The organism is Paenibacillus nasutitermitis, from assembly GCF_014641075.1.
GTDB lineage: Bacteria > Bacillota > Bacilli > Paenibacillales > Paenibacillaceae > Paenibacillus_Z > Paenibacillus_Z nasutitermitis.
Map to the genome: position 1 here is coordinate 776,145 of NZ_BMHP01000003.1, position 20,417 is coordinate 796,561.

Sequence of the window (20,417 nt, forward strand, 5' to 3'; positions counted from 1 at the left end):
AATGTACAAAATTCAATGTGATGTCTGGATTTCTGAGATTGAAACCGGGACATACACGCTTCAAAATCCGGATAATCGTAACATTGACAGATCTTAACTGGTAATGGGAGTTTCCCTTCCCTTCTTAGCAACGATGAAATCAGAATTTAAAACAGGTTTAAAAAGTTTAAAAAGACTATCGCAAAAAATTTTATATCATAATATGCTTTTCTTAGGCATCGATGTACTTATATTTAGAAGGAGAAAAGTATGAATAAAAGAATTACAGATTTCGAAAGTCTTATTAAAACAGACTATGGTAATATTGCGGGTATTGTGGTAATGCATGGCGGCGAAAAGATATATGAAGGCTATTTTGACGACTACACCGCCGACGATACCATCCATGTTGCATCGGTGACAAAGAGCGTTGTTTCTGCGCTGATTGGCATTGCCATAGATAAAGGCTATATTAAAAGCATTGACCAGAAAGTATTGGAATTTTTCCCCGATTACACGGTCAAACGCGGCGAAAAAACGATACAAAATGTCACAATAAAAAATATGCTGACAATGACCACACCGTATAAGTACAAGTCGGAGCCGTATACAAAGGTTTATACAAGCGATGATTGGACAAAAGCTGCGCTGGACTTGATGGGCGGTAAGAGCGGTCTTGGAGGGTTCAAATATTCCACCATCGGCATACAGATTTTGTCAGGAATTCTCACAAATGCAACTGGCCAATCTGTGCTTAATTTTGCCACAGAAAATCTGTTTGAACCACTTGGAATCAAAGCACCCCATAATGCGACTATACATTGCAAAGAGGAGTATTTTGCTTTCCTTAAGAATAAATATGTTCGCGGTTGGGTGGTGGATCCTAAAGGCACGAACACTGCCGGTTGGGGACTTACCTTAACGCCACGGAATATGGCAAAAATCGGTCAGCTATACTTAGATGGAGGCTTGTGGAACGGCAAGCAATTACTATCCTTAAAATGGATCGAGGACAGTACCAAAGAAAACAGCCGATGGGGAGAACTGCCATACGGATATTTGTGGTGGATTGTTGACAACAAGGAACATGGTTGTTATGCAGCTTTGGGCGACGGTGGAAATGCGATTTTCGTAAATCCCGAAAAGAAAATGGTAATTGCTATCGCTTCTCGATTTATGCCACGCGCTAAGAACAGAATTGAGTTGATTGAAAAGCATATTGTACCGTTATTTGAAAATAATCGGTGAGACAAAATTCCATCATTATCTTTTACGGAATCAGCTCTCCTCGTGAGTGCAGGGTGTTGCCATTAAAGGAGTCACGGTAACGTTTGACGTGCATTGGACACGCACCATATAATGATGGAACGAGGACAAAAGCGCTGCAATCCGAATGATAGGGTTGCGGCGCTTTTGTTTAGCGGATTTTCCGTTATTTGAACTGGAAGATACATCAGAATGCCCTCTTTCAGTCTCCGCCCGTATGCATTATTCCGTCCCGAATTGCCGGAACCATTGAATGGCGCCCTGCAACATCCCATCTGTAAAACGATGCGGCACACCCGGATGCTTGACGACCGCAAGCCGCTCGGGGCAGTCCGCGTACAAGCCGCCGCGCAGCGCCGCGACAAACCGCAGCGCCCCGTCCGGCGGCACCTGAGTATCCAGCTCGCCGCACTGGAAGCAAATCGCCGGCCGGCCCCCATAGTTGGTCAAATGCGTGAGCGGATCGCGCCTGTCGTAGTATGTCTGCGCGGCTTCGTCGGGCTCGCCCGGAGGCTCGTGGCTACCGGGCCGCAGCCAGTCGGGCGTAGCGATGCAGGCCGCTACGGCGGCGATGCGCGCGTCCGCGCCTGCGGCGACGGCGATGTCGCCGCCCATAGAGATGCCGCCCGCCATCACTTTCCCCTCGAAGCCGATCCGCTCGCGGGCGCCGTCGATGACGCGGGGAAACTCCTCCGCCGTCAACGCGAGAATCGGCCAGAAATGGCGGCGAATATTGCCGACCACTCTGGCGGCCAGCGCCTCCCGCGTCTCCGTCGCCCGCTCGCCGTGCTGCACGGGATCGAAGCTGAGCGCATAGAAGCCGGCGGCGGCGAAGGCGTCCAGCTGCGCGGCCGTGTCCTCTTTTCGCCCGGAGAAGCCAGGCAGCCAGACGACCAGATCGCGGCCGGGGCCTTCAGACGGCTCCTGCCATATCGCCGGTATTCCGTCGATTGTTATCCGCTGAATAGCGCGATCGCCTCCCACCGCGCTAGCCCTTGACCGCCGCTTTGTCCGCGGCGGCCCATTTCACCCACATCTCCTCGTCCGTGTCGAGGAAGCCGGAATTGGCTCGTGCCTGCAGCTGCTCGTCTGCGCCGAACAGCCTCATCGTCCGATGATCGTTGCGGGACCGCGCCTCCGAAACGATCCGCTGCACATTGGGGCCGCCATGGTTGTCGGTATGCTTCAACCACGTCTTGTTGTAGTAGACGCTGTAGAAGTAGCGGATTTTGCCCGACGTGTTCTGCGTGCCGCTGTGGATGAGCCCGTTATGTGTAAACACGACATCCCCGGCCTTGACGTACAGCACAAGCTCGTCGGGATGCGGCTTGCCGCGCTCCTCCGCCGGAATGCCGACCGGCATCCGGTGCGATCCGGGAATGACGCGTAGCGGACCGTATTCGTCCGTCAAATCCTGCAAATAGCTGATGGCGTTGACCGACAGCGGGCTCGTGTAGTCCTCCGTCAATGGCCAATTCGCCCAGCGGTCGCGATGCCAGCCTGTCTTGTTCCGGTTCTCCAGTGAGACGGATGGGAAGCCGGCCAGCGTTAAATTGTCAAGCTGCACGAACGGACCCATTACCTTCTCGGCAAAATCGAGAATGAGCGGGTTCGTCACGGCCGGCAGCATTTGCTTCGGCGCCAGCTCACATGTGTTTGCGAACCACCATTGCTGCCGATCGATGCCGTTGTCCTGCAGACGGTGAAACGTCTCCTTGAACGAACGGAGCATCTCGTCGTCGTATACGCTTTCAAAAACGGTGTAGCCGTCCCTCTTGAATGCCGCATAACGCTCCTCGAGCGTCGGATGCTGGGTCTTCATCTGTTCCATCGCGTTCAACCTCCCGAAATGGCGATCATTCAGCTTCGCCGTCGGCGGCTGCGGCCGCGTCCTTGGCAAAACATCTGCCCTCATCTTAACAAAAGAGGGAAAGCGTAGGAATGAAGCGAGCGGCATACTCTTTATCCAATTTTCAGGTCGGGTAATGACTTTTCATATAATCGGTTGGCGTGTAGCCGGTCATTTTTTTGAAAATGCGGCTGAAATGGTAGACGTCGGAAAATCCGCAGCGCTCCCCCACCTCGGAAATGTTCAGCCTGCCCGTCCGCAGCAGCTCCGCTGCCCGGTCGATGCGCAGCCGCAAATGATGGTCGAGAATGCTGCTGCCCGTCTGCTGTTTGAACAGCTCGGACAAATAATTGTAGTTCATCCCCATTACTTCGGCGATTTCGCCGGCCGTCAGCTTGCCGTCGTAGCGGCTTTCGAGGTAGTCGATGACGCGACGCACCGTGAGCTCCGCCTTGGAAGGAACAGCGGCGGCCTCCGACTTGTGGATGAAATAGATGAGCAGCTCCATAAATTTCAGGCTGAGCAGCAGATGACGCAGGCTATGCCGTGACTGGTACAAGCGGAGCATCGCCTTCAGCTCGCGCTCGACGTGCAGGTCGCCCGGCAGCTCGATTTTTTTCGGTAGCGCGACCTCCGCCCTGTATTTGTCCGGCGAGAAGAACAGCGCGTCGTGGGGCAGCAGCGAGAACGAGAGCGGACTCGGCCCTTCCGCCGACGCGAAGCTCTGATCGTAGAAATGGACGAACACCCAGGAGGAGCCGGGTGCGTTAACCGGCCTGCCCCATTGCCCGACCCCTCGTTTCAGCAGCAGCGCATCCCCTTTGCGAAGCAGGTATTCGGTTTCGCCCTCCCCAAGGGACAGCTCCCCTTCCGTTACGTAGAGCAGCAGGTTTTCCGCCATCGTGCGGTCCGGATGGGCCCAATTCGGCTCCGGCGCCCCGTACACGCCCATGTCCCTGACGAGGGGCAGCTTGTCCCCGCTCAGCCGTATTTCATGCATATACGATCACACCTCCGATGCCCGATTCCACAGTCATTTCATGATCGCGTATCGCGCTTCTTTCCGTAGAACCTTTCCTGCCACTTCCATAAAACCGCTCAAGCATTCTCAATCTTTTTCCATGGCACCGCGAACACTTTGCCCCACAGGAGCGGGACAGCTGCAGCCAGCAAGGCGAGCTCGATCCCAATCCCTGCTTTTACAAAGGTCAGGGCAAAATGGAGACCCGCAAATGCAAACAACAGCAGCAGGAGCGCAAACGTGATCAGCCCGTCCTTTTGCTGAGCGGCCAACGGCTCATCCAGAAACAGGATGTCGGGATTATGCAGCATGCTTGCGATCAGCAGAACCTTCTGCCGCATGCCTTTGGAAAAAGAGACAATGCGCGAGTCATACAATTCCTCCAGGCCCAGCGTGCGCATGAGCTGTTTCGCTTTGTAATCGGCGTCCTCACTATGAAGACCGTAAAGCTCGCCAATAAAGGTCAAATATTCCCGGGCTGTCAGCGTATCATAAATTTCAGCTGTCTCCGGCACATAGCCGATCCGTTTCTTGTAATCCACATTTCCGTCGGCAATGTTCTGTCCGAATATATGTATATCGCCTGTATAACCTTCTACCAGACCCAGCATGATTTTGACCGTCGTGCTTTTGCCTGCTCCATTAGGACCGATATAGCCGATAATTTGGTCCTCGTAGACGTCCAGATTGATTCCCTTCAAAACATATCGTGAACCATAATTCATCCGCAGGTCGCGAATGGACAGAATCGCATCATGTGCTTTATCCATTGAATCATCCTTTCCTGAAGCTTGGTTCATCCAGTTTACCATAAGACGAACGGCCAGGGATGTTGGCTGCATGGGAGAAACAAGGATACAGCAGGCAATTGTTCTAGAGTCTGTGCAAGACATCACAGGAATTCAATGCTAAACTTAAAACGAATCCGAACAGGAAAGTGGTGTGGATATGGTTAAAGCAATAGAGGCAGCCTCCTAAAATTCAAGAATTCAATTATTTTTTAGGAGGCTGCACGAATGAATTTTAACCCGATTACTGTTGATACCTGGGATAGAAAACCGTATTTTGAACATTATTTAAACCACGTCCGATGCACCTACAGCATAACGGCAAATCTTGATATCACCCTGCTGCTGGCAGAAACGAAGAGCAAAGGAATAAAACTGTACCCGGCATTGATCCATATGATCGCAGCAATTGTCAATCGCCATATTGAATTCCGAACCTGCTTTGACTCGGAGAACAGACTTGGTTACTGGGATAGCATATCTCCCGGCTATACCGTTTTCCATGATGAGAATAAGAGCTTTTCGAGCATCTGGACACCCTACAATGAAGATTTCGGCGAATTCTACTACCGTTATATCGAAGATATGGAAAGGTACGGAGGCCTTATGCAGTTTGCCGCCAAACCTGACGAACCACCAAATATATTCCCGATTTCCTCTATCCCCTGGGTGAGCTTCACAGGCTTTAACCTGAATATTTATAACGAGGGAACCTATCTCCTGCCTATCTTTACGATGGGCAAATTTTTCAGGCAGGACAACCGTGTACAGCTGCCATTATCGGTACAGCTCCACCACGCCGTGTGTGACGGCTATCATGCAGGCATCGTGTTTCATGAACTGCAATTACGGGCTGACCACTGTATGGACTGGTTGCCAGGCGAATAACAGATTGAATGCATTCGAAGCTTAAACTTGCTTATAGCTGTAACAGAAGAAAGCCTTCTGACGGATGTCGGGGGCTTTCTCTTTTTAACCGGCACTCCCGCCTGTTGGAGGGGATGGGAAGAATGATGACATCCTATAGCACATTAACGCGATTTATGACGAATTTTCTTTTCTGTGTCCTTTTTTTGTGATACTATTTTCTTATCTTTCCATAGTTGTCCAGTTTTCGGCAGCTTGACCACATCAAGATACTGGAGCCTTGATTACATGAGTACGGTCATTAACAATTATATTGTCGTCGTCTGTGTGTCCGGTGTCATGAGCGTTCTTCTGTGCATCTATGCCATGCTCGTCAAAACCACCTTTTCCGGGATCCGGACCTTTGTCTGGATGTCCTTATTTTGTGCCATTTATACGTTCGGCTTCGCTTTTGAGCTGGCAAGCGATTCTCTCGCGGAAATCAAGTTCTGGCTCACCATCGAATATTTGGGCATGCCCTTCATTGCCCCCTGCTGCCTGATTCTGGTCTTCCATTACCTGGATATGTCCAGATTCCTGACCCGCAAGATCCTGCCGCTATTTTTCCTGATACCCGTCATCACTGTTGTGACCATCTCAACGAACGATTTTCATCATCTATTCTATCAGTCTCTCTATCTGCGTTCCGATGCGCCTACTCCGCTTGTCGATATCGTGATGGGCAAAGGATATATCCTGCACGGCTGCTATACGTTCGCCTGTCTCTTTGTCGGGGGGATTCTGCTGATCCGGCGGCTGATAAGCAGCTCCGCTTACAGAAAACAGATTCTGACCATGCTGATTACCCTATATGTGCCAATGACCGGTGCTTTCCTCTATCTGATGGGTCTCACGCCATATGGCATGGACCCGGTGCCGGTCCTGATGAGCTTCACCTCCGGCCTGTATATCTGGTCCATTCTGTCAATGGGCATGCTGACTGTCGCGCCTATCGCCCGGGAAAATATTTTTGACAGTATGCGCGACGGCGTCATTGTGCTGGACATTAATGATCATGTGGTCGATTATAATCCAGCGGCTATGCGGATGATCCCCGTGCTGGATGCTTCGGCAATCGGCAAATCCATTCACGACATCTCTTTCCCTCTGAAGGAGGGACAGGCCGCTAATGCGGAGAAGAGCGGGAACCCCCGTACGCAGCACCTTGAACAGGATGAATATGAAATCAAATGGCAAAACGGCAGTGAAACCAGTTACTACCAGATTCGCTCTTCACCCGTGATCAAACGGGATGGCAAACACGCCGGCCGGACTATTATTATGATTGATGTCACCGAGAGAACTCTCCTACATAACGAATTGCATCTTCTTGCCACCACGGATGGGCTTACGGGGATCTATAACCGGACCTGCTTTATGGAGCTTTGCAGAAAAGCGCTGACCGATGGACAGTCCAAAGGCGGTACATTCTGCCTGATCCTCCTGGATATCGATCATTTCAAAAGCATTAACGACACTTACGGCCATGCGGTTGGAGATCGGGCCATTCAGCACGCAATAGCGCTGTGCAAGCCTTTCATCCGCACGGAGGACGTGTTCGGACGGTATGGCGGCGAAGAATTTGTCATCGGCCTGCCGGACCTGTCCATAGATGAGGCGGGGAGCATCGCCGAGCAGATCCGCTCGGCACTCGCTTCAGGCCCTCTGCTTACGCCGGCAGGCCCTCTCGTTATTACAGCCAGCTTCGGTGTTGTGGAAGCCGCCACCGCCGGGCATTCGCTGGAGGCGCTGCTCTCTCTGGCCGACGAAGCCTTGTATCAAGCGAAGAGAACCGGCCGCAATAATGTACAGACCGCTTTAGCCTAAACGCGCCGCTTCCGCTTCCGTGAAATCTCTTCCTTTTGTCGAATATTAGCCTATGAAAAGAAGATAAGCTTGTACAACTCAAAATAACTGCCACAGGAGGCGTATATCAGCATGGCTTTTACCATAAATAATCTTAAAGATAATGACAATGTTGTAATAAAGGAGCAGCTTGGCGGATTTACAGTAATTGAATATAAAGAGGATCTGAGCAGTACCACCATGTCGGAGGCAGAATCCAACTTCTTCATGAGCAAAAGCAACATGCGCAACAAGCAGCTCATGGTTGAAATCAATAACAGTGAAGTTATGCTGTCTGCTGGGGCTATGCAGTATATGGTTGGCGATATTGAAATGACCACAGGTGTTAAGGGTGTTGGAGGTTTGATGCGAAATCTGGTGTCGAGTGCAGTGACAGGAACCAGCGCAATCAAACCGCTTTACAAAGGTACCGGTACGATTTTACTCGAAACCACCTATAAATATCTATGGTTAATCGATGTCGACAACGACCATATTGTCATCGACGACGGCATGTTCCTGGCATGCGAAACAACACTGAATATCGCGGTCACGGCGCGTAAGAATGTTTCTTCAGCCGTGCTGGGCGGCGAAGGCCTATTTAATCTAAGTGCCAAAGGAAAAGGAATTCTCGCACTGGAGGCGCCCATTCCTACGGAGGAAGCGGTCGTCATCGAATTGCAGAATGATGTATTGAAGGTGGACGGAAGTTTTGCACTGATGTGGTCCCATTCCCTGGACTTCACCGTGGAGAAATCAGGGAAAACCCGCATAGGTTCGGCTGCATCAGGTGAAGGGCTTGTTAATGTGTATCGGGGAACCGGCATGGTGTGGCTGGCACCGCTCATGAAGTACAAGAACAGTTCGTTGCCAGCTGTTCCAACCCGTTGATCTTCTCACTCTTGAATCGTGAGCATCCCGTGTGACGGCTAGATGAAACAGTCATTTGTAGGAGTCGTGGAAACCGCCACCGCTGGATATTCGCTGGAGGCGCTGCTCTCTTTGGCTGACGAAGCTCTGTATCTGGCGAAGAGAACTGGCCTCAATAATGTACAGACCGCCTGAATGCGCCGCTTCAGCGAAACACGGGGCGACGGCAGCCCAAGGAAGGCAAACAGCCCGCTCTCCAATTGGAAGCGGGCTGTTTGGTGTTAGGGTGAGGGTGACCCCTGCGGTCAGGCCATAAACTCCAACCGCAGCACCAGCTCCGCCTGATGCAGATCACCGCCGCCGGCGCCGATGCGCAGAACGCCGGTCGGATGCGGACTGAAGCTGTTTTCTCCCCCGGGCTCCCCTTCCAGTCCTTCGCTGCCGCGCCAGATGCGTGTATTGCGCTCATGCGCATACGCAGGCACGCGCAGCAGTTCGATGCGATAAGCACCGGCCCCGACCCGGCAGCGGAACGCCCGCACCCGGCGAATGTCCAGCCAACCGTCCGCCTCGAAGTCGAGCGTCAAGGAGCCGCCGTCCCGCAGCTCGACCTCGACTGGCTCCAGCTTCGGCAGCGGCAGGTTGAAGCAGCCTTTTCGAATAAAGCAGCCGGCTGGCGAAAAAAACTTCTGCGTGATCTCGATGTTGTCCCGGCTAAAGCGGTTTTGCACGACAAACGTTACATTCGGTTGCTCAGTCGATTTGCGGAACACCGTCTTCACGCTCTCCCCCAGTGCCTCCACGAACGGCATGCCGTACGGAACGAAGCTTTCCTTCTCGAGCCGCTCGCCCAAGGTATTTTCCACGTAAAACTCCCGTCGGTCCCCGAACAGCGTGCAGCTGGATCGCGCCGTGCGGCCGTTGCGGTCCATCACCAGCATGTCAAAGGCGTAATCCGGGTCCGTCGACGGCGCGTACAGCAGCTGTTTCCCGGCAAACAGCGTCATCAGCGCGGCGCCGCCGGCAAGCGTGCCGAGATTCGAATCGCCAAAATGCCGCGCTTTAGGAATGGCGCAGCCGCCCGTCGCCGCAGCGAAGGACGTCTCGTACACCGGAGTGCTGACCCGCAACCAGTCATGCCACCACGAATAAGCGTAAAACGGATCGGGTTCACGCGCTGGCTCCCGGTCGACGCCGAACTCGTACAAATACGCCGCCGTTTTGGCGTAAATCTCGATGCAATTGAACTTGTCGAACTGCTTTTCGATCGTCAGCCGATGTCCGTACGGCTGATGCGGCGGCACTCCGAAGCGGCGGAAATGTTCCGAGGACATGAAATTTTCAAGATAGCGGTCGCAATACCATTTGAAGTGGGCGCGCGCTTCCGCATCCGATTCGTTCGGACCGAGCGGGACGCAGGCCGCCAACGGCAGCCCCTCAAATATGACCTTGGCGTACCAGGCCCGGTGGATGCCGTAGCCGTCCACATCGCAGGACATACGGCCGGCACGGGACAAGTCCTTGTACAATCCGCGAGCGTATTTGCGGCAAAAGTCATCCCAGTCTGCGTTGCGCGTCAGCACCCCGTTTTTGAGGCCGAGCAGGTAGGTGAACAGAAAGCCGTCCACTTCGGCTAGATAGTATGCCGGCGTATGTGCGTTGGTCGGCAGCTCCGTTTCGGTGCCGATGCCCCCGGCGTAGTTGAAGGTAAAGTCGGGATGCAGACCGGCCCGCTGCAGGCCTGGCGCTGTCGTATAATGCCGTTCCTTATGGCTGTGAATGTCGCGCGTATAACTGGCGATGCCGTTATGGAACAATCGCTTGTACCAGCCGAGGTACTTGCGCTCTCCCGTCGCAACGTAAGCGAAATAATATGCCGCCAGCTCGAAGCGGAGCGACTGGTCGCTGCCGTGGGTGCCGGCCTCCCCCGCCTCGGGGTGATGCTCGACCATCGTGACGATCGCTTGGCGTACCGGCTCGCGCTGCGCCCCCAGTCCGATTTGCTCCAAATATGGATAGATCAGCCCGAGGCATTTGCAGATATTAAATGCAAGACCAGGGTGGTAGCTCGATCCGGGATGATCCGCCGACTCCGCCACGCCCCCGTCCTCGCGCACCAGCGGCAGCACGCTGGACATTAGGCCGGACAGCCGCTCAACATGCCGCGCCCGTTCCGTCTCCCCGTCCGCGAGCAGGGCGCTGTAGAGATGATAGACCGCTGCCAGCATGGATACCGATGTGCCCGCCGCAGCGCCGTCCGACTGACGGTAATATCCCCGTTCCCCGTCCCACAGGCTGTCCAGGTATTCGGCGAACGGCCGGTTGCTAAGAAATTGCTCCATATTCATAGTTGTCCTCCTCGTATGTGCAAGGGACGTTCGTGCGGAGCGCAATGTGGTGCCCAGCCTCGCCGCCCGTCCCCTGCCCGCCCCACAGCTTCGATCTTTCTGTATTATCTTGCAGTTGTCGACTTACACTTTCGTCTTATGGCTGCTCCTGCAGCCATACCGCTTTGAACAAAGCCGGATTTTTGCCCGAGCCGATGCCGGAGCCCCATTCGCGCCAGCCCTTTCGTCCCGCGCCATCGTCGTCATTGACGAGCAGTGAGAAGCTAAGCGCGCGGTCAGTCGGCGACAGGCTGCCGAGCTCGCTCCACGGCACTGCGATCTTGTACGTCGTCACCGCATTGGTCCCGTCTCGCGCCACGTTCACCCGGGCATTCGCGACTGACCCGGTCGCCATTCCGGAAGGCGCGCTGAAGCGGTACAACTCCGCTGCCGACGAGGTCAGGGCCGCACCATATTCGAAGCGGTTCACCGTCTCGCCGGGGAAGCCCGCCGTCAAGGCGAATTGAAGCGAGTCGCCTTTCCAGATGTCACTGCCGGAGTAGCTTTGCGCAAACGTGTCATCGTTAACGCTCGCCGATACGTACAAATAATCGTCGTCCCACGTCAGCCGCAGATCGCCGCCTAGATCGGTGGCGCCGCCGAACGAATGTCCCGTGACCGGAACCGCGGTCGTCTCCGTTGCAAGATCGATGGCGTTCACCCCGCTCCAGTCGTCGTTTGTTCCCTCCACGTCAACCGTCTTTTTCGCCAGTGCCGTCATTGCCGACGCCGGAACGAGGTTCAGGCTGCCAGAGGCAGCGACGGGATTGCCTTCCTCCAGCTGCAGCTGAAGCTGGAACGGATACGTCTGCCCCTCCGTCAGCGAAGGAACGGGCAGTGACACAACAGTCTGACCGCTTGCGGGAATTGTTGTCTGAAATGTGGTCGCGCCGCTTTGACTGCCGAAGCTCCATTGGATTTCCGTCAGTTCGTTGGCCACCGCCAGCTCGTTGGCCAGCGTCAGGCGCAGCACGTGGCCGCCATTCGCATCCAGTCCGTGCTTGATCTCGCTTGCCGTCACCGCCGAACCTAAGATTGACACGGAGGCGGCGATGCGCCCCGCCGAGACGCCTCCGAACTTTATCGCGGCGGTCAGCGTCTTGACGCCCGCACTCGACTTGGCCGGCAGCACAACAGCCTCCGTGACGACTGCACCTGCGGCGACCGCCAGCGGTACAGTTACGCCCTCCGCCTCCAGCGCGGCCGACGCGGATGTCGTCGACGCTTCGTTGTTCCAGATCACGACGGCATCGATGACTTCGCCGACCAGCGCGTTTTCCGCCTGCAGCGTGAACGTGCCGTCCGCGGCGATGCCGAGGACCTCTCCCTTGACGTATAGCGGCGTTTCGTCCAGCGTCAAGTAAATCTTGCCGTCATGCGGCGTGTAGACTTCCTCGTTGCCCATCGCATCCACGATGGTCAGATCGCCGCTCGCCTGCAAGGCGACGTTGACCGGCTCCAGGCTCCACAGAACATGGGCCGTCTGCTGGCCCGCCTGGAACTTATAGCTGTACACGGAAGCAGGAGCAACATCCTGCGAGACGTACGCCATGCCGCCGAGTTGGCGCAGCATGACGCCATACGCCGCGTATGCCGGCTTCGGCGCATAAGCGCCTTGCGGATCGTTCAAATTTCGAATGAGGCCGAAATTGCTCTCGCGATCCTCCTTGTTGATACCATCATTCATCATGTTATACCAGAATATTTTGTCTACGCCGGACGCCAATGCCGTCACATGGCTGCGCACGATGTATTGCGCCTGCGTCCGCTCGTCGACACCCTCCGAACCACTGTAGGACGGCCAGCCGATTTCAGAAATCCAGATCGGCTTCGGTTGTCCGTTGTTGTATTCGCGGATGAGGCTGTCGAGCTGATCGATCCGCTCGGCCAGAATCTCCGGCGCATTCGGAAAGTTGTATGGATGCACGGATACAACGTCGAGATAATCCAAGCCCCCGAGCTGGAAGAAGGTTTCCAGCCATTCCCACGGCAGGCCTACTGTCACCGGACCGGCAACCGTCACGGCCGGGTGGTTTTGCTTGATTTTCTGATAGGTGGCCTTCAATAGTTCAAAATAATACTCCGGCTTGCAGTCCGCCGGCCCCGCGCCCATATCGCCGAAATTCGAGTTGTTATATTCATTGTACACCTCGACCCACGGAATCTCGCCGTCATAATGTTGAAGTACCTGGTCGGCATAGTTGGCGAAGCCGTTGTAACCCTCCGACGTGTATGGGGTGTAACCGTTGTCATAAAACGAATTGGTGTAGTCGAGCACGATCAGCGGCTGCACTCCTTCCTGCTCCAGCCTTGCCATGTAGGCGTCATTTCGGGCCGGGAAAGAAAAAACGCCCTTCTGCTTTTCGAGATTTTTCCATTCATGCTCATCGCGAATGGCCGAGATGCCAGTGGCATCGAGCAGCGGCACGAGATCGTCGTTCCAGAACTTGGCGAAATGGGTGCCCATGGCAAAACGGCTGTCCTGCTTAACTGCCACGTCCGCCTCTTCGAGCACGGTGAAAGGCGTCGACGCTTTTCCTAGCAATACCGTACCCTGCCAGGCGCTGACCTGCAGCGTGAAATAGCCTTTGTCCGCCAGCGTGGGCTGAAGGCTGTAGATCGGCGACGTAAGAGCGGCTTCTCCCTGCAGAACCAGCTCGCCTTCCGGGTTGTTGACGCTCCAAGTCAAGCGGTCTCCGGCGGTGCGAACGGCAAAAGCCGGCGGCTCATCGATAAAAATGCCTCCGAGGACGGTCGGCTCCACGGCAACCGGCAGCACCGTGTAAGCGAAGTCGCTCACCGCGCTGGTGAGCCAGCCATCTACGGCGAAGGCCCGCAGCGTGACGTCCCCGTCGATCGACAACGGTCCCGTGTACGTAATAACCGTCGCCGAGCTGCGCGGATCGCTGCCGTCCGCCGTATAGAAGATTTGTGCAGCCGGTGCAGCCGTAAGCACCACCTCCGTACCAGCCGGCACCGCGCCAGCGGCAACGCTTGCCCGGACGGGTTCCAGCTGCACCTCGAAGCCGGGGTTAACGAGCAGATTGACCGAGCTGCCGGATTCCGTAAACGTAATGTCGTCGATCCACAGCGCGTCCGTTACGTTTGGCACGACGATCCGGTAGGACAGCAGAGTCTCGTTCGCCCCCGTCGTGTACGTGAAGCCAAGCTGCTGCCAATCACCACTTGGAATCGAATAACGCGGTGACCAAGCGGAGTTGACGGAAATATCCGCATTCACGTTGTTACCCTTCACCCAGGCGTTAAACTGGTAGGTCGTGTTCGGCTTTACTGTGACGTTTTGCCACACCCGGGCGTAGACGTTGGCGGCCGGTGGCGTTGCGCTCGTCAGCTTGAGCGAAACGCCACCCGAATGGGAAACACCGGAATCTAAAGCAATCGTCGCATCCGCCTGAGACTTCACCTCGTAGGACCAACCGGGCACGCTCAACAGCTCGTAGTGGAACGCCTCGACATCTCCGTAGACGCCGGTCGAAACCTCGGACGCCGCGCGCAGCGTCAAGGCATTGTCGACCGTAATCGGTCCAGCGTACTCAATCGCCGTCGCCGAGCTGCGCGGATCGCTGCCGTCCGTCGTATAGCGGATCGCCGAAGCGCCGGCGCTCAAATTGACCTTCGCACCCTTGGCGATGACTCCGGCTGGCGGGTTGGCCGTGACCACGGCCGCGCCGTCGGCCGCGGCAACGCCAAGCGGCGCCGCCAGGGCATAACAGATCAGGATCAGGCTCAACGCCGCTTGCAAGATTCGTTTACTCATCATGGAAATTCCCCTTTTCCGAAATTTATACTTCGTAGGTCCACATCTGAGGATCGAGGCTGTCAAGCTTCATCAGAAGCTCCATGTAGAAGTAATCTCCCCATACGGTATAAAACTGTCCTTGCTTCATGTCGGGCTCGCGCGCATAACAGTTGCGGATCAATCCTTCGACCGCTTCATCCCCGGTTGCCGAGCATTCTCGTCGCAACGTCGTCGCGACGGCCGCCGCATGGGAGCGCCAGCGCGCCGCCGGCGAAACGTCAGTCGTCTGCTCCGCCAGCTCCAGCAAACCGCAGGCGGCGATCGCGGCTGCCGAAGCGTCCTTCAGCGCACCCGCCGGGTCGGGGAGTTTGAAGTCCCACAGCGGAATGCCGCCGTCTGGCGGCGATTCGCGGATGAAGTAGTCGCTCAGCCGTTCGGCTGCCTCAATGAAGTTGCGGCGGCCGCTATGCCGGCCCGCCAGAGCGAAGCCGTAGATCGCCCACGCCTGCCCGCGTGACCAACATGATTCGTCGCAGAAGCCGCCTTCGTTATAGCCGCCAAGCGCCTCTCCCGTATCCGGGTCGAACTCATAGGTGTGATAAACGGAGGCGTCCGGCCGAATGTTGAAGCGAAGCGTCGTCTCGGCGTGGCTGTCCGCGGCCGCGGCGAAGCGGGGATCGCCGCTCAGGCTGCTTGCCGTATACAGCAGCGGCAAGTTCATCATGCAATCGATAATCATAACGCCGCGACGGTCGTTCTCGTCCGGCGCGCCCCAAGCGCGAATGAATCGGCCTTTGCCGTTGAAGCGCTTCAGCAGCTCCTCGGCCGCCCCTATGGTTAGCTCGAGCGCCTCGCGATTGCTGTCGAAGCGGTACAGGTTGGCAGCGTATAATTGATAGAGAAAGCCAAGATCATGATCCTTCTGGCCGTACTCCAGCCGCTCGCGATATACCGGCAAATAGCGCCTCGCGGCAGCGAGATATTTTTCCTGTCCGGTATAGCGGTAAGCCAGTAGGATCATGCCCGTCCAGAAGGAGCCGGTCCAGTTGCCGTCGGCATTCAGTGACTCGCCGTAACGGCCGCTTCTCGACATATGAGGGAACAACAGATCGAACCGCTCCAGATTTCGATCGATTTTGTATATGATTTCTTGCAGCTCCCGACGTACGCTTCCGTCTTGAAGATGATGTACAGCGGTCATGCTCCTACCCCGATTCCATATATGTTTATTTGGTATTGCATCTTACATTTTCAACCCGGCCGTCACAAGACCTTCGATGAAGTATTTCTGGAATGCGATATATGCGATCGTGATCGGCACGGCCGTGATGCTGCCGATGGTCATGATCTCTCCCCAGTTCGTGTTGTATTGGTCGGACAGCAGTGCCACGACAACCGGCAGCGTACGCAAATCGGTCGAGGTCGTCACCATCAGCGGCCACATGAAGTCGTTCCAGGATGACAGGAAGCTCAAAATGCCGAGTGTGATCATCGCAGGCTTCGCCAAGGGCACGATGATGCGGGCGTAAATGCGGAATTCCGACGCGCCGTCTACGTAGGCCGACTGGTTCAGCTCCGATGGAATACCCATAAAAAACTGGCGAAAGAAAAACACGTTGTATGCGCTCACGAGCGCGGGCACAATCAGTGCCCAGTACGAATCCATCCAGCCGAGGTCCTTGACGACCATGACGCGCGGCACCAATGTCAGCGAACCCGGCACGACCATCGTCAGAATGATGAACTGATGCAGCGCTTTTCGTCCGATAAAATCGATTTTGGCCAGGCCGTAGGCGACCAGCGAGGAAAAAAACAAGCTGCCGGCCGTTACGGCAAGCGCCACGAACAGGCTGTTGAACGCGTTGCGCCAGATTGGCAGCGCCGACGACAGGCTGCGGAAATGTTCCAGCGTCAGCCGGCTCGGCAGTATCCGGTTATCCATTATTTCAATCGTCGGCTTCAACATATTAGTCAGCATCCACAGAAACGGAAATAGCGTAAACGCGGATACGGCCGCCAGCACAACGTACACCGCGGTTTGGGAGACGGCATGGCTTCGAATGTTCATCGGCTGCGATCCCCCTTCAATAGTAGTCGTTTTCTGATTTGACGAAGCGCTTCAGCACCATCACCGTCAGCAGCACAAGGCAGCCGATAATAATTCCGACGGCGGAGGCGAGTCCGATGCGGCCGCGCGAGAAAATGCTAAACAGATAATAGTTAAGCGTCAACGTGCCGTTAGCCGGTCCTCCCTTAGTCAGTACAAACACCTGGTCAAAAACGTTCCAAGCCCCGATGCTCGCCATGTAGAGCATGAAATACAGCGTCGGAGAAATTAGCGGGATCGTGATTCTGCGAAACTTCTGATAAGCAGTCGCACCGTCAAGCGTAGCCGATTCGTATAGATCGGTGGAGATCGACGTCAGCGCCGTCAATATGATAATTGTCCAGTACGGTGCGTTCTTCAGCGCATCGATGGCGGCGACAGTCGGCATGGCGGTATGGATATTCGTCAGCAGCGTATTGTCGTCAAAGCCGAGCGCGTTCAGGAGCGTGTTGAGAATGCCGTTCGCGCTCAGCATATTGCTCCACATGATCGCATAGACGACGCCTGCCGTTACGAGCGGCATGAACACCGCCGTCTTCCAGAATACCTCGAACTTCAGCTTGCGGTTCAGCATATACGCCATGCCGAGGGATAACAGGAGCAGCACCGGGATGTACACGACGACGAAAATCACGGTATTGCGCAGCGTCAGCCAGAGGTCACTTGTCGGATCGGACAACAAATACTTGAAATTGTACAGCCCCACCCAGACCGGCTCCTGCATGACGCGGGCCTCCTGCAACGACAACACAAGCGAATAGAGGATGGGAAAAAAGCCAAAGACGCAAAACAGAATCAGCCAGGGCGAAACAAATACGTAACCGATCCAGGTGCGCTTCAGCCGTTTCAGTGCAATTTGCATCGTTCTGCAGCTCCTTACGCGGCGGGAGAGGACGCTTGAGCGCCGCCTTCCGCCGAAATGGCATTACTTGTTGTTTAGCAGCACTTCGCGGGACTTCTGGTCCTCGTCAATCAATTGCTGCAACTTCGTCACGGCGGCGTCGACCGCTTGCTCCGGCTTCGCTTTGCCAGCCAGCACCTCGTTGTACGCCGGCGACAGATTGTCGCTGATCAGTGAATAGTAAAACGGGTCGCGGCCATTTACCTGCGTATTGTCCTGATTCAGGAAAGCGCTCACGACTTTGTCGGAAGCGAACTCGGGATCCGCCTGCACCGTTTTCGAAACCGGGAATTCGCCGAGATCCTTGTACACTTGCATCTGCACCTCGTCGGACATCAGTATCTTAATGACCTTCCAGGCTTCCTCGGGATGCTTTGTATTTCTCGACATCATAATCGTGCGCCCGCCTACCGGCAGCGCATTGCTTGTGCCTTTGCCCAGTCCCAGCGTTGGCAGCGGGAACAGATCCCATTGTCCGACCACCTTGCTCTTGTCCGGGTCCTCCAGCACGGTGGCGAAGCCAGGACCGTTCAGTGCCATGCCGATAGTGCCCGTCGGAAAAATGTCCTGCGTCCGCTCCGGCGGGGATGTCTTCTCCTTGAGGATGAGATCGGATACCAGCCCGATCGTCTTCGCGTACGCCTGCTTGTCGAGAATGACCTGCTTGCCGTCCTTGGACAAGAAACCTGCGTTCGGATTCCCGGTAATGCTCCAATAGAGCGCATAGCCGAGTTGGAAGTTGAAGCCGCCGCCGCGCCCGTCGGTAATGAGCTCCAAGCCGTACTGATCGGTTTTGCCGCCGGCAGTCGATTTCGTCAGCTTTTTTGCGACCTCGACGAACTTCGTCCAGGTGGTCGGAATGTCGGCTTTCGTCAGACCGGCCTCCTGCCAAAGCTTCGTGTTGTAATAGACCATGACCGGCGTGGCCCCGTAGGTGATGAGATTATGCACCTCGCCGTCGCCCATCCGTCCCGTTTCAATCAAGTTCGGATCGACATTTGCAACCGCTTCCTTAAAATCGGAAAATGTGCTTAGCGGATTCGTAATGCCCATGTCCGAGTATGTCGATCCCCCAGTCGGGTTCGAGTTGAACAGATCCGGCAGCGTGCCGGCCGCCGCCGCATTGATGAACGGATCGCCGCCACCGGTAACGCCTGGAATCGCCGATATCTTGAGATTGATATCGGGATAGGTCTCCTCCACCTTCTTCACCAGATAATCCGTAAACTCCGGCGTCATACTGCCCCAGTAGTTAATCGTTACTTTTCCGTCGGCTGCTTTTTCCCCCGACTCATTACCGCTATTGCCGGAGCACCCAACAAGCAGCAGACTGACCAATGCGACGGCGCAAAGCGCCTTGGACAAGGTTCCCTTTTTCACGGATCGTTTTCCCCCATTCAAAGTTGTACCACCTGATTCAAACCATGTATACGCAACCTGCACTTCGAGCGGCATCACCCCTTTCAAATTGGACCGTGGACCGACCACTATATTCAGAGAACAACTCCCGCACACCATCGACAAAAGCGCTCTCAACAGGAGCGCCCGCCTCACCGCACGGCTCAAATAGTGGCGGAAGATTCCCGCAGCATGAGCCGCGTCGGCATTTGCTGAGCAAGCTCGGCTTCCTCGTGCCGGAGAAGTGACTCCAACAGCTGCCATGCGGCTTTCGCCATCTGTTGATGCGGAAAATCGACCGAACTGAGCGGCACCGGCAACAGGCTGACGATATACGAGTTGTCGTAGCCAATAATTCCGACGTCTTCCGGAACGCGACGGCCCGCCTGAGCCAGCACATTGCAGACGGTCATTGCAATAATGTCGTTGTAGCAGACGATGCCGTCGATGCTGCCGTCCGCCATTGTCTGCAGCAGCCGCTCCGGGAAGTCCGTTCCGTCCGCCACATACACCTCGAGCAACGACGGATCGCCCTCCTCCTCAAGCGCTTTGACGCAGCCCTGCTTGCGCAGCTGGCACAAATAGCTGTTCTTGAAGTCGCCGACATACAAAATGTTCCGCCTGCCTTGCTTCAGATAATGCCGCACTCCGATGTAGCTGCCTTCCCCTTGGTCATATACGATATGAGGAAGATCGCTCATGTTTTCGTTGATCCGGTTCACCAACACGACCGGAATTCCCGCCTGGAACAGCTGACGGTAAATGTCGGCGTTGACAGCGCTGTTCACGTACGGCGCGGAAATGATTCCCGAAACGCCCTTGTTTTCCAGCTCGACGAGATAGCCACGCTCCTTGCCGTGGTCCGTCCCGATAATACAAAGCATCAAATCGTAGCCGTTGTCGTAAGCAACCCGCTCGATCTCGTGGGCCAGCACGCCGTAGTAATAGTCGCTGATGTCGGGCAATATAAGCGCGATTTTCTGCACGCTACCAAGCTTCTGCTCCAGCTTTTCCTTGGGCAGGATAAATACGCCTTTGCCCCTGCGTTTTACTAGATACCCTTCTACGACAAGCTCTGATATTGCACGGTTGACGCTGGAGCGGCTGACCTGCATCTCCTCTGCCATTTGCCGCTCGGAGTCGATACGTACCTCGGTACCGGTTTCCGCCGCCTGCATTATGTAGTCACGCAAGTAACTTTTTATTTTCTCATACAAAGGGGTGCTGTCGAATTTCAAATTCAAACTCTCCCTAAATAATTTTATTATGGACAGTGGACCGACCACACAAATGACTCATTACATAATATCACCGATCCATGTAAGCGTCAACCAGAATGC

The 20,417-nt window shown here is 55.2% G+C and carries 16 protein-coding genes; 5 read left to right on the forward strand and 11 right to left on the reverse strand.

The genetic code is table 11. From position 1 onward, the window contains the following. The first annotated feature begins 249 nt into the window (after positions 1-249). A complete protein-coding gene (locus IEY46_RS22410) occupies positions 250-1,227 on the forward strand; it encodes a serine hydrolase domain-containing protein (protein WP_188995197.1) in 978 nt (325 codons plus the stop codon). Positions 1,228-1,467: 240 nt separating this feature from the next. Here the strand turns inward: IEY46_RS22410 and IEY46_RS22415 are convergent, their stop codons facing one another. The 4 genes from IEY46_RS22415 to IEY46_RS22430 form a co-directional block, all read right to left on the reverse strand. After that, positions 1,468-2,229: a prolyl oligopeptidase family serine peptidase gene (locus IEY46_RS22415; RefSeq protein WP_188995199.1), complete on the reverse strand. Its 762-nt coding sequence runs from the start codon at positions 2,227-2,229 to the stop codon at positions 1,468-1,470. Between the two features lie 4 nt (positions 2,230-2,233). Further along, positions 2,234-3,076 (reverse strand): phytanoyl-CoA dioxygenase family protein, encoded by an 843-nt coding sequence (locus tag IEY46_RS22420; RefSeq protein WP_188995201.1) that lies wholly within the window; start codon positions 3,074-3,076, stop codon positions 2,234-2,236. A 142-nt stretch (positions 3,077-3,218) separates the two neighbouring features. Further along, positions 3,219-4,094 carry a helix-turn-helix domain-containing protein gene (locus IEY46_RS22425; protein WP_188995203.1) on the reverse strand — a complete coding sequence of 292 codons (876 nt, stop codon included), beginning with the start codon at positions 4,092-4,094 and terminating at the stop codon, positions 3,219-3,221. A gap of 98 nt (positions 4,095-4,192) precedes the next feature. Beyond that, complete coding sequence (locus tag IEY46_RS22430) at positions 4,193-4,885, reverse strand: ABC transporter ATP-binding protein (RefSeq protein WP_188995205.1); 693 nt, start codon at positions 4,883-4,885, stop codon at positions 4,193-4,195. Between the two features lie 246 nt (positions 4,886-5,131). On the opposite strand from IEY46_RS22430, the gene catA reads away from it, so the two are divergent. From catA to IEY46_RS36805, 4 genes are all read left to right on the forward strand, one after another. Then, positions 5,132-5,791, forward strand: a complete 660-nt coding sequence (catA, locus tag IEY46_RS22435) for a type A chloramphenicol O-acetyltransferase (RefSeq protein ID WP_188995207.1) — start codon at positions 5,132-5,134, stop codon at positions 5,789-5,791. 267 nt (positions 5,792-6,058) lie between these two features. Next, positions 6,059-7,636, forward strand: coding sequence for a histidine kinase N-terminal 7TM domain-containing diguanylate cyclase (locus IEY46_RS22440; protein ID WP_188995209.1), 1,578 nt, complete (start codon positions 6,059-6,061; stop codon positions 7,634-7,636). 111 nt (positions 7,637-7,747) lie between these two features. Continuing rightward, positions 7,748-8,545 carry an AIM24 family protein gene (locus IEY46_RS22445; RefSeq protein WP_188995211.1) on the forward strand — a complete coding sequence of 266 codons (798 nt, stop codon included), beginning with the start codon at positions 7,748-7,750 and terminating at the stop codon, positions 8,543-8,545. 42 nt (positions 8,546-8,587) lie between these two features. Continuing rightward, positions 8,588-8,719 carry a nucleotidyl cyclase domain-containing protein gene (locus IEY46_RS36805; RefSeq protein WP_268239535.1) on the forward strand — a complete coding sequence of 44 codons (132 nt, stop codon included), beginning with the start codon at positions 8,588-8,590 and terminating at the stop codon, positions 8,717-8,719. A 110-nt stretch (positions 8,720-8,829) separates the two neighbouring features. Here IEY46_RS36805 and IEY46_RS22450 read toward each other — a convergent pair whose 3' ends face one another. The 7 genes from IEY46_RS22450 to IEY46_RS22480 all read right to left on the reverse strand — a co-directional run bounded on the left by IEY46_RS22450 (position 8,830) and on the right by IEY46_RS22480 (position 20,315). After that, positions 8,830-10,872 carry a hypothetical protein gene (locus IEY46_RS22450; protein ID WP_188995213.1) on the reverse strand — a complete coding sequence of 681 codons (2,043 nt, stop codon included), beginning with the start codon at positions 10,870-10,872 and terminating at the stop codon, positions 8,830-8,832. Positions 10,873-11,008: 136 nt separating this feature from the next. Next, positions 11,009-14,692 (reverse strand): chitobiase/beta-hexosaminidase C-terminal domain-containing protein, encoded by a 3,684-nt coding sequence (locus tag IEY46_RS22455; RefSeq protein WP_229750468.1) that lies wholly within the window; start codon positions 14,690-14,692, stop codon positions 11,009-11,011. A 22-nt stretch (positions 14,693-14,714) separates the two neighbouring features. Then, positions 14,715-15,872 carry a glycoside hydrolase family 88 protein gene (locus tag IEY46_RS22460; RefSeq protein WP_188995218.1) on the reverse strand — a complete coding sequence of 386 codons (1,158 nt, stop codon included), beginning with the start codon at positions 15,870-15,872 and terminating at the stop codon, positions 14,715-14,717. Between the two features lie 42 nt (positions 15,873-15,914). Beyond that, positions 15,915-16,739 (reverse strand): carbohydrate ABC transporter permease, encoded by an 825-nt coding sequence (locus tag IEY46_RS22465; protein ID WP_188995220.1) that lies wholly within the window; start codon positions 16,737-16,739, stop codon positions 15,915-15,917. A gap of 16 nt (positions 16,740-16,755) precedes the next feature. Further along, positions 16,756-17,640 carry a carbohydrate ABC transporter permease gene (locus tag IEY46_RS22470; RefSeq protein ID WP_188995222.1) on the reverse strand — a complete coding sequence of 295 codons (885 nt, stop codon included), beginning with the start codon at positions 17,638-17,640 and terminating at the stop codon, positions 16,756-16,758. A gap of 63 nt (positions 17,641-17,703) precedes the next feature. Next, positions 17,704-19,059, reverse strand: coding sequence for a sugar ABC transporter substrate-binding protein (locus IEY46_RS22475; RefSeq protein WP_188995224.1), 1,356 nt, complete (start codon positions 19,057-19,059; stop codon positions 17,704-17,706). A gap of 182 nt (positions 19,060-19,241) precedes the next feature. After that, entirely contained in the window at positions 19,242-20,315 is a 1,074-nt protein-coding gene (locus IEY46_RS22480; protein WP_188995226.1) for a substrate-binding domain-containing protein, read from the reverse strand. Positions 20,316-20,417 lie beyond the last annotated feature (102 nt).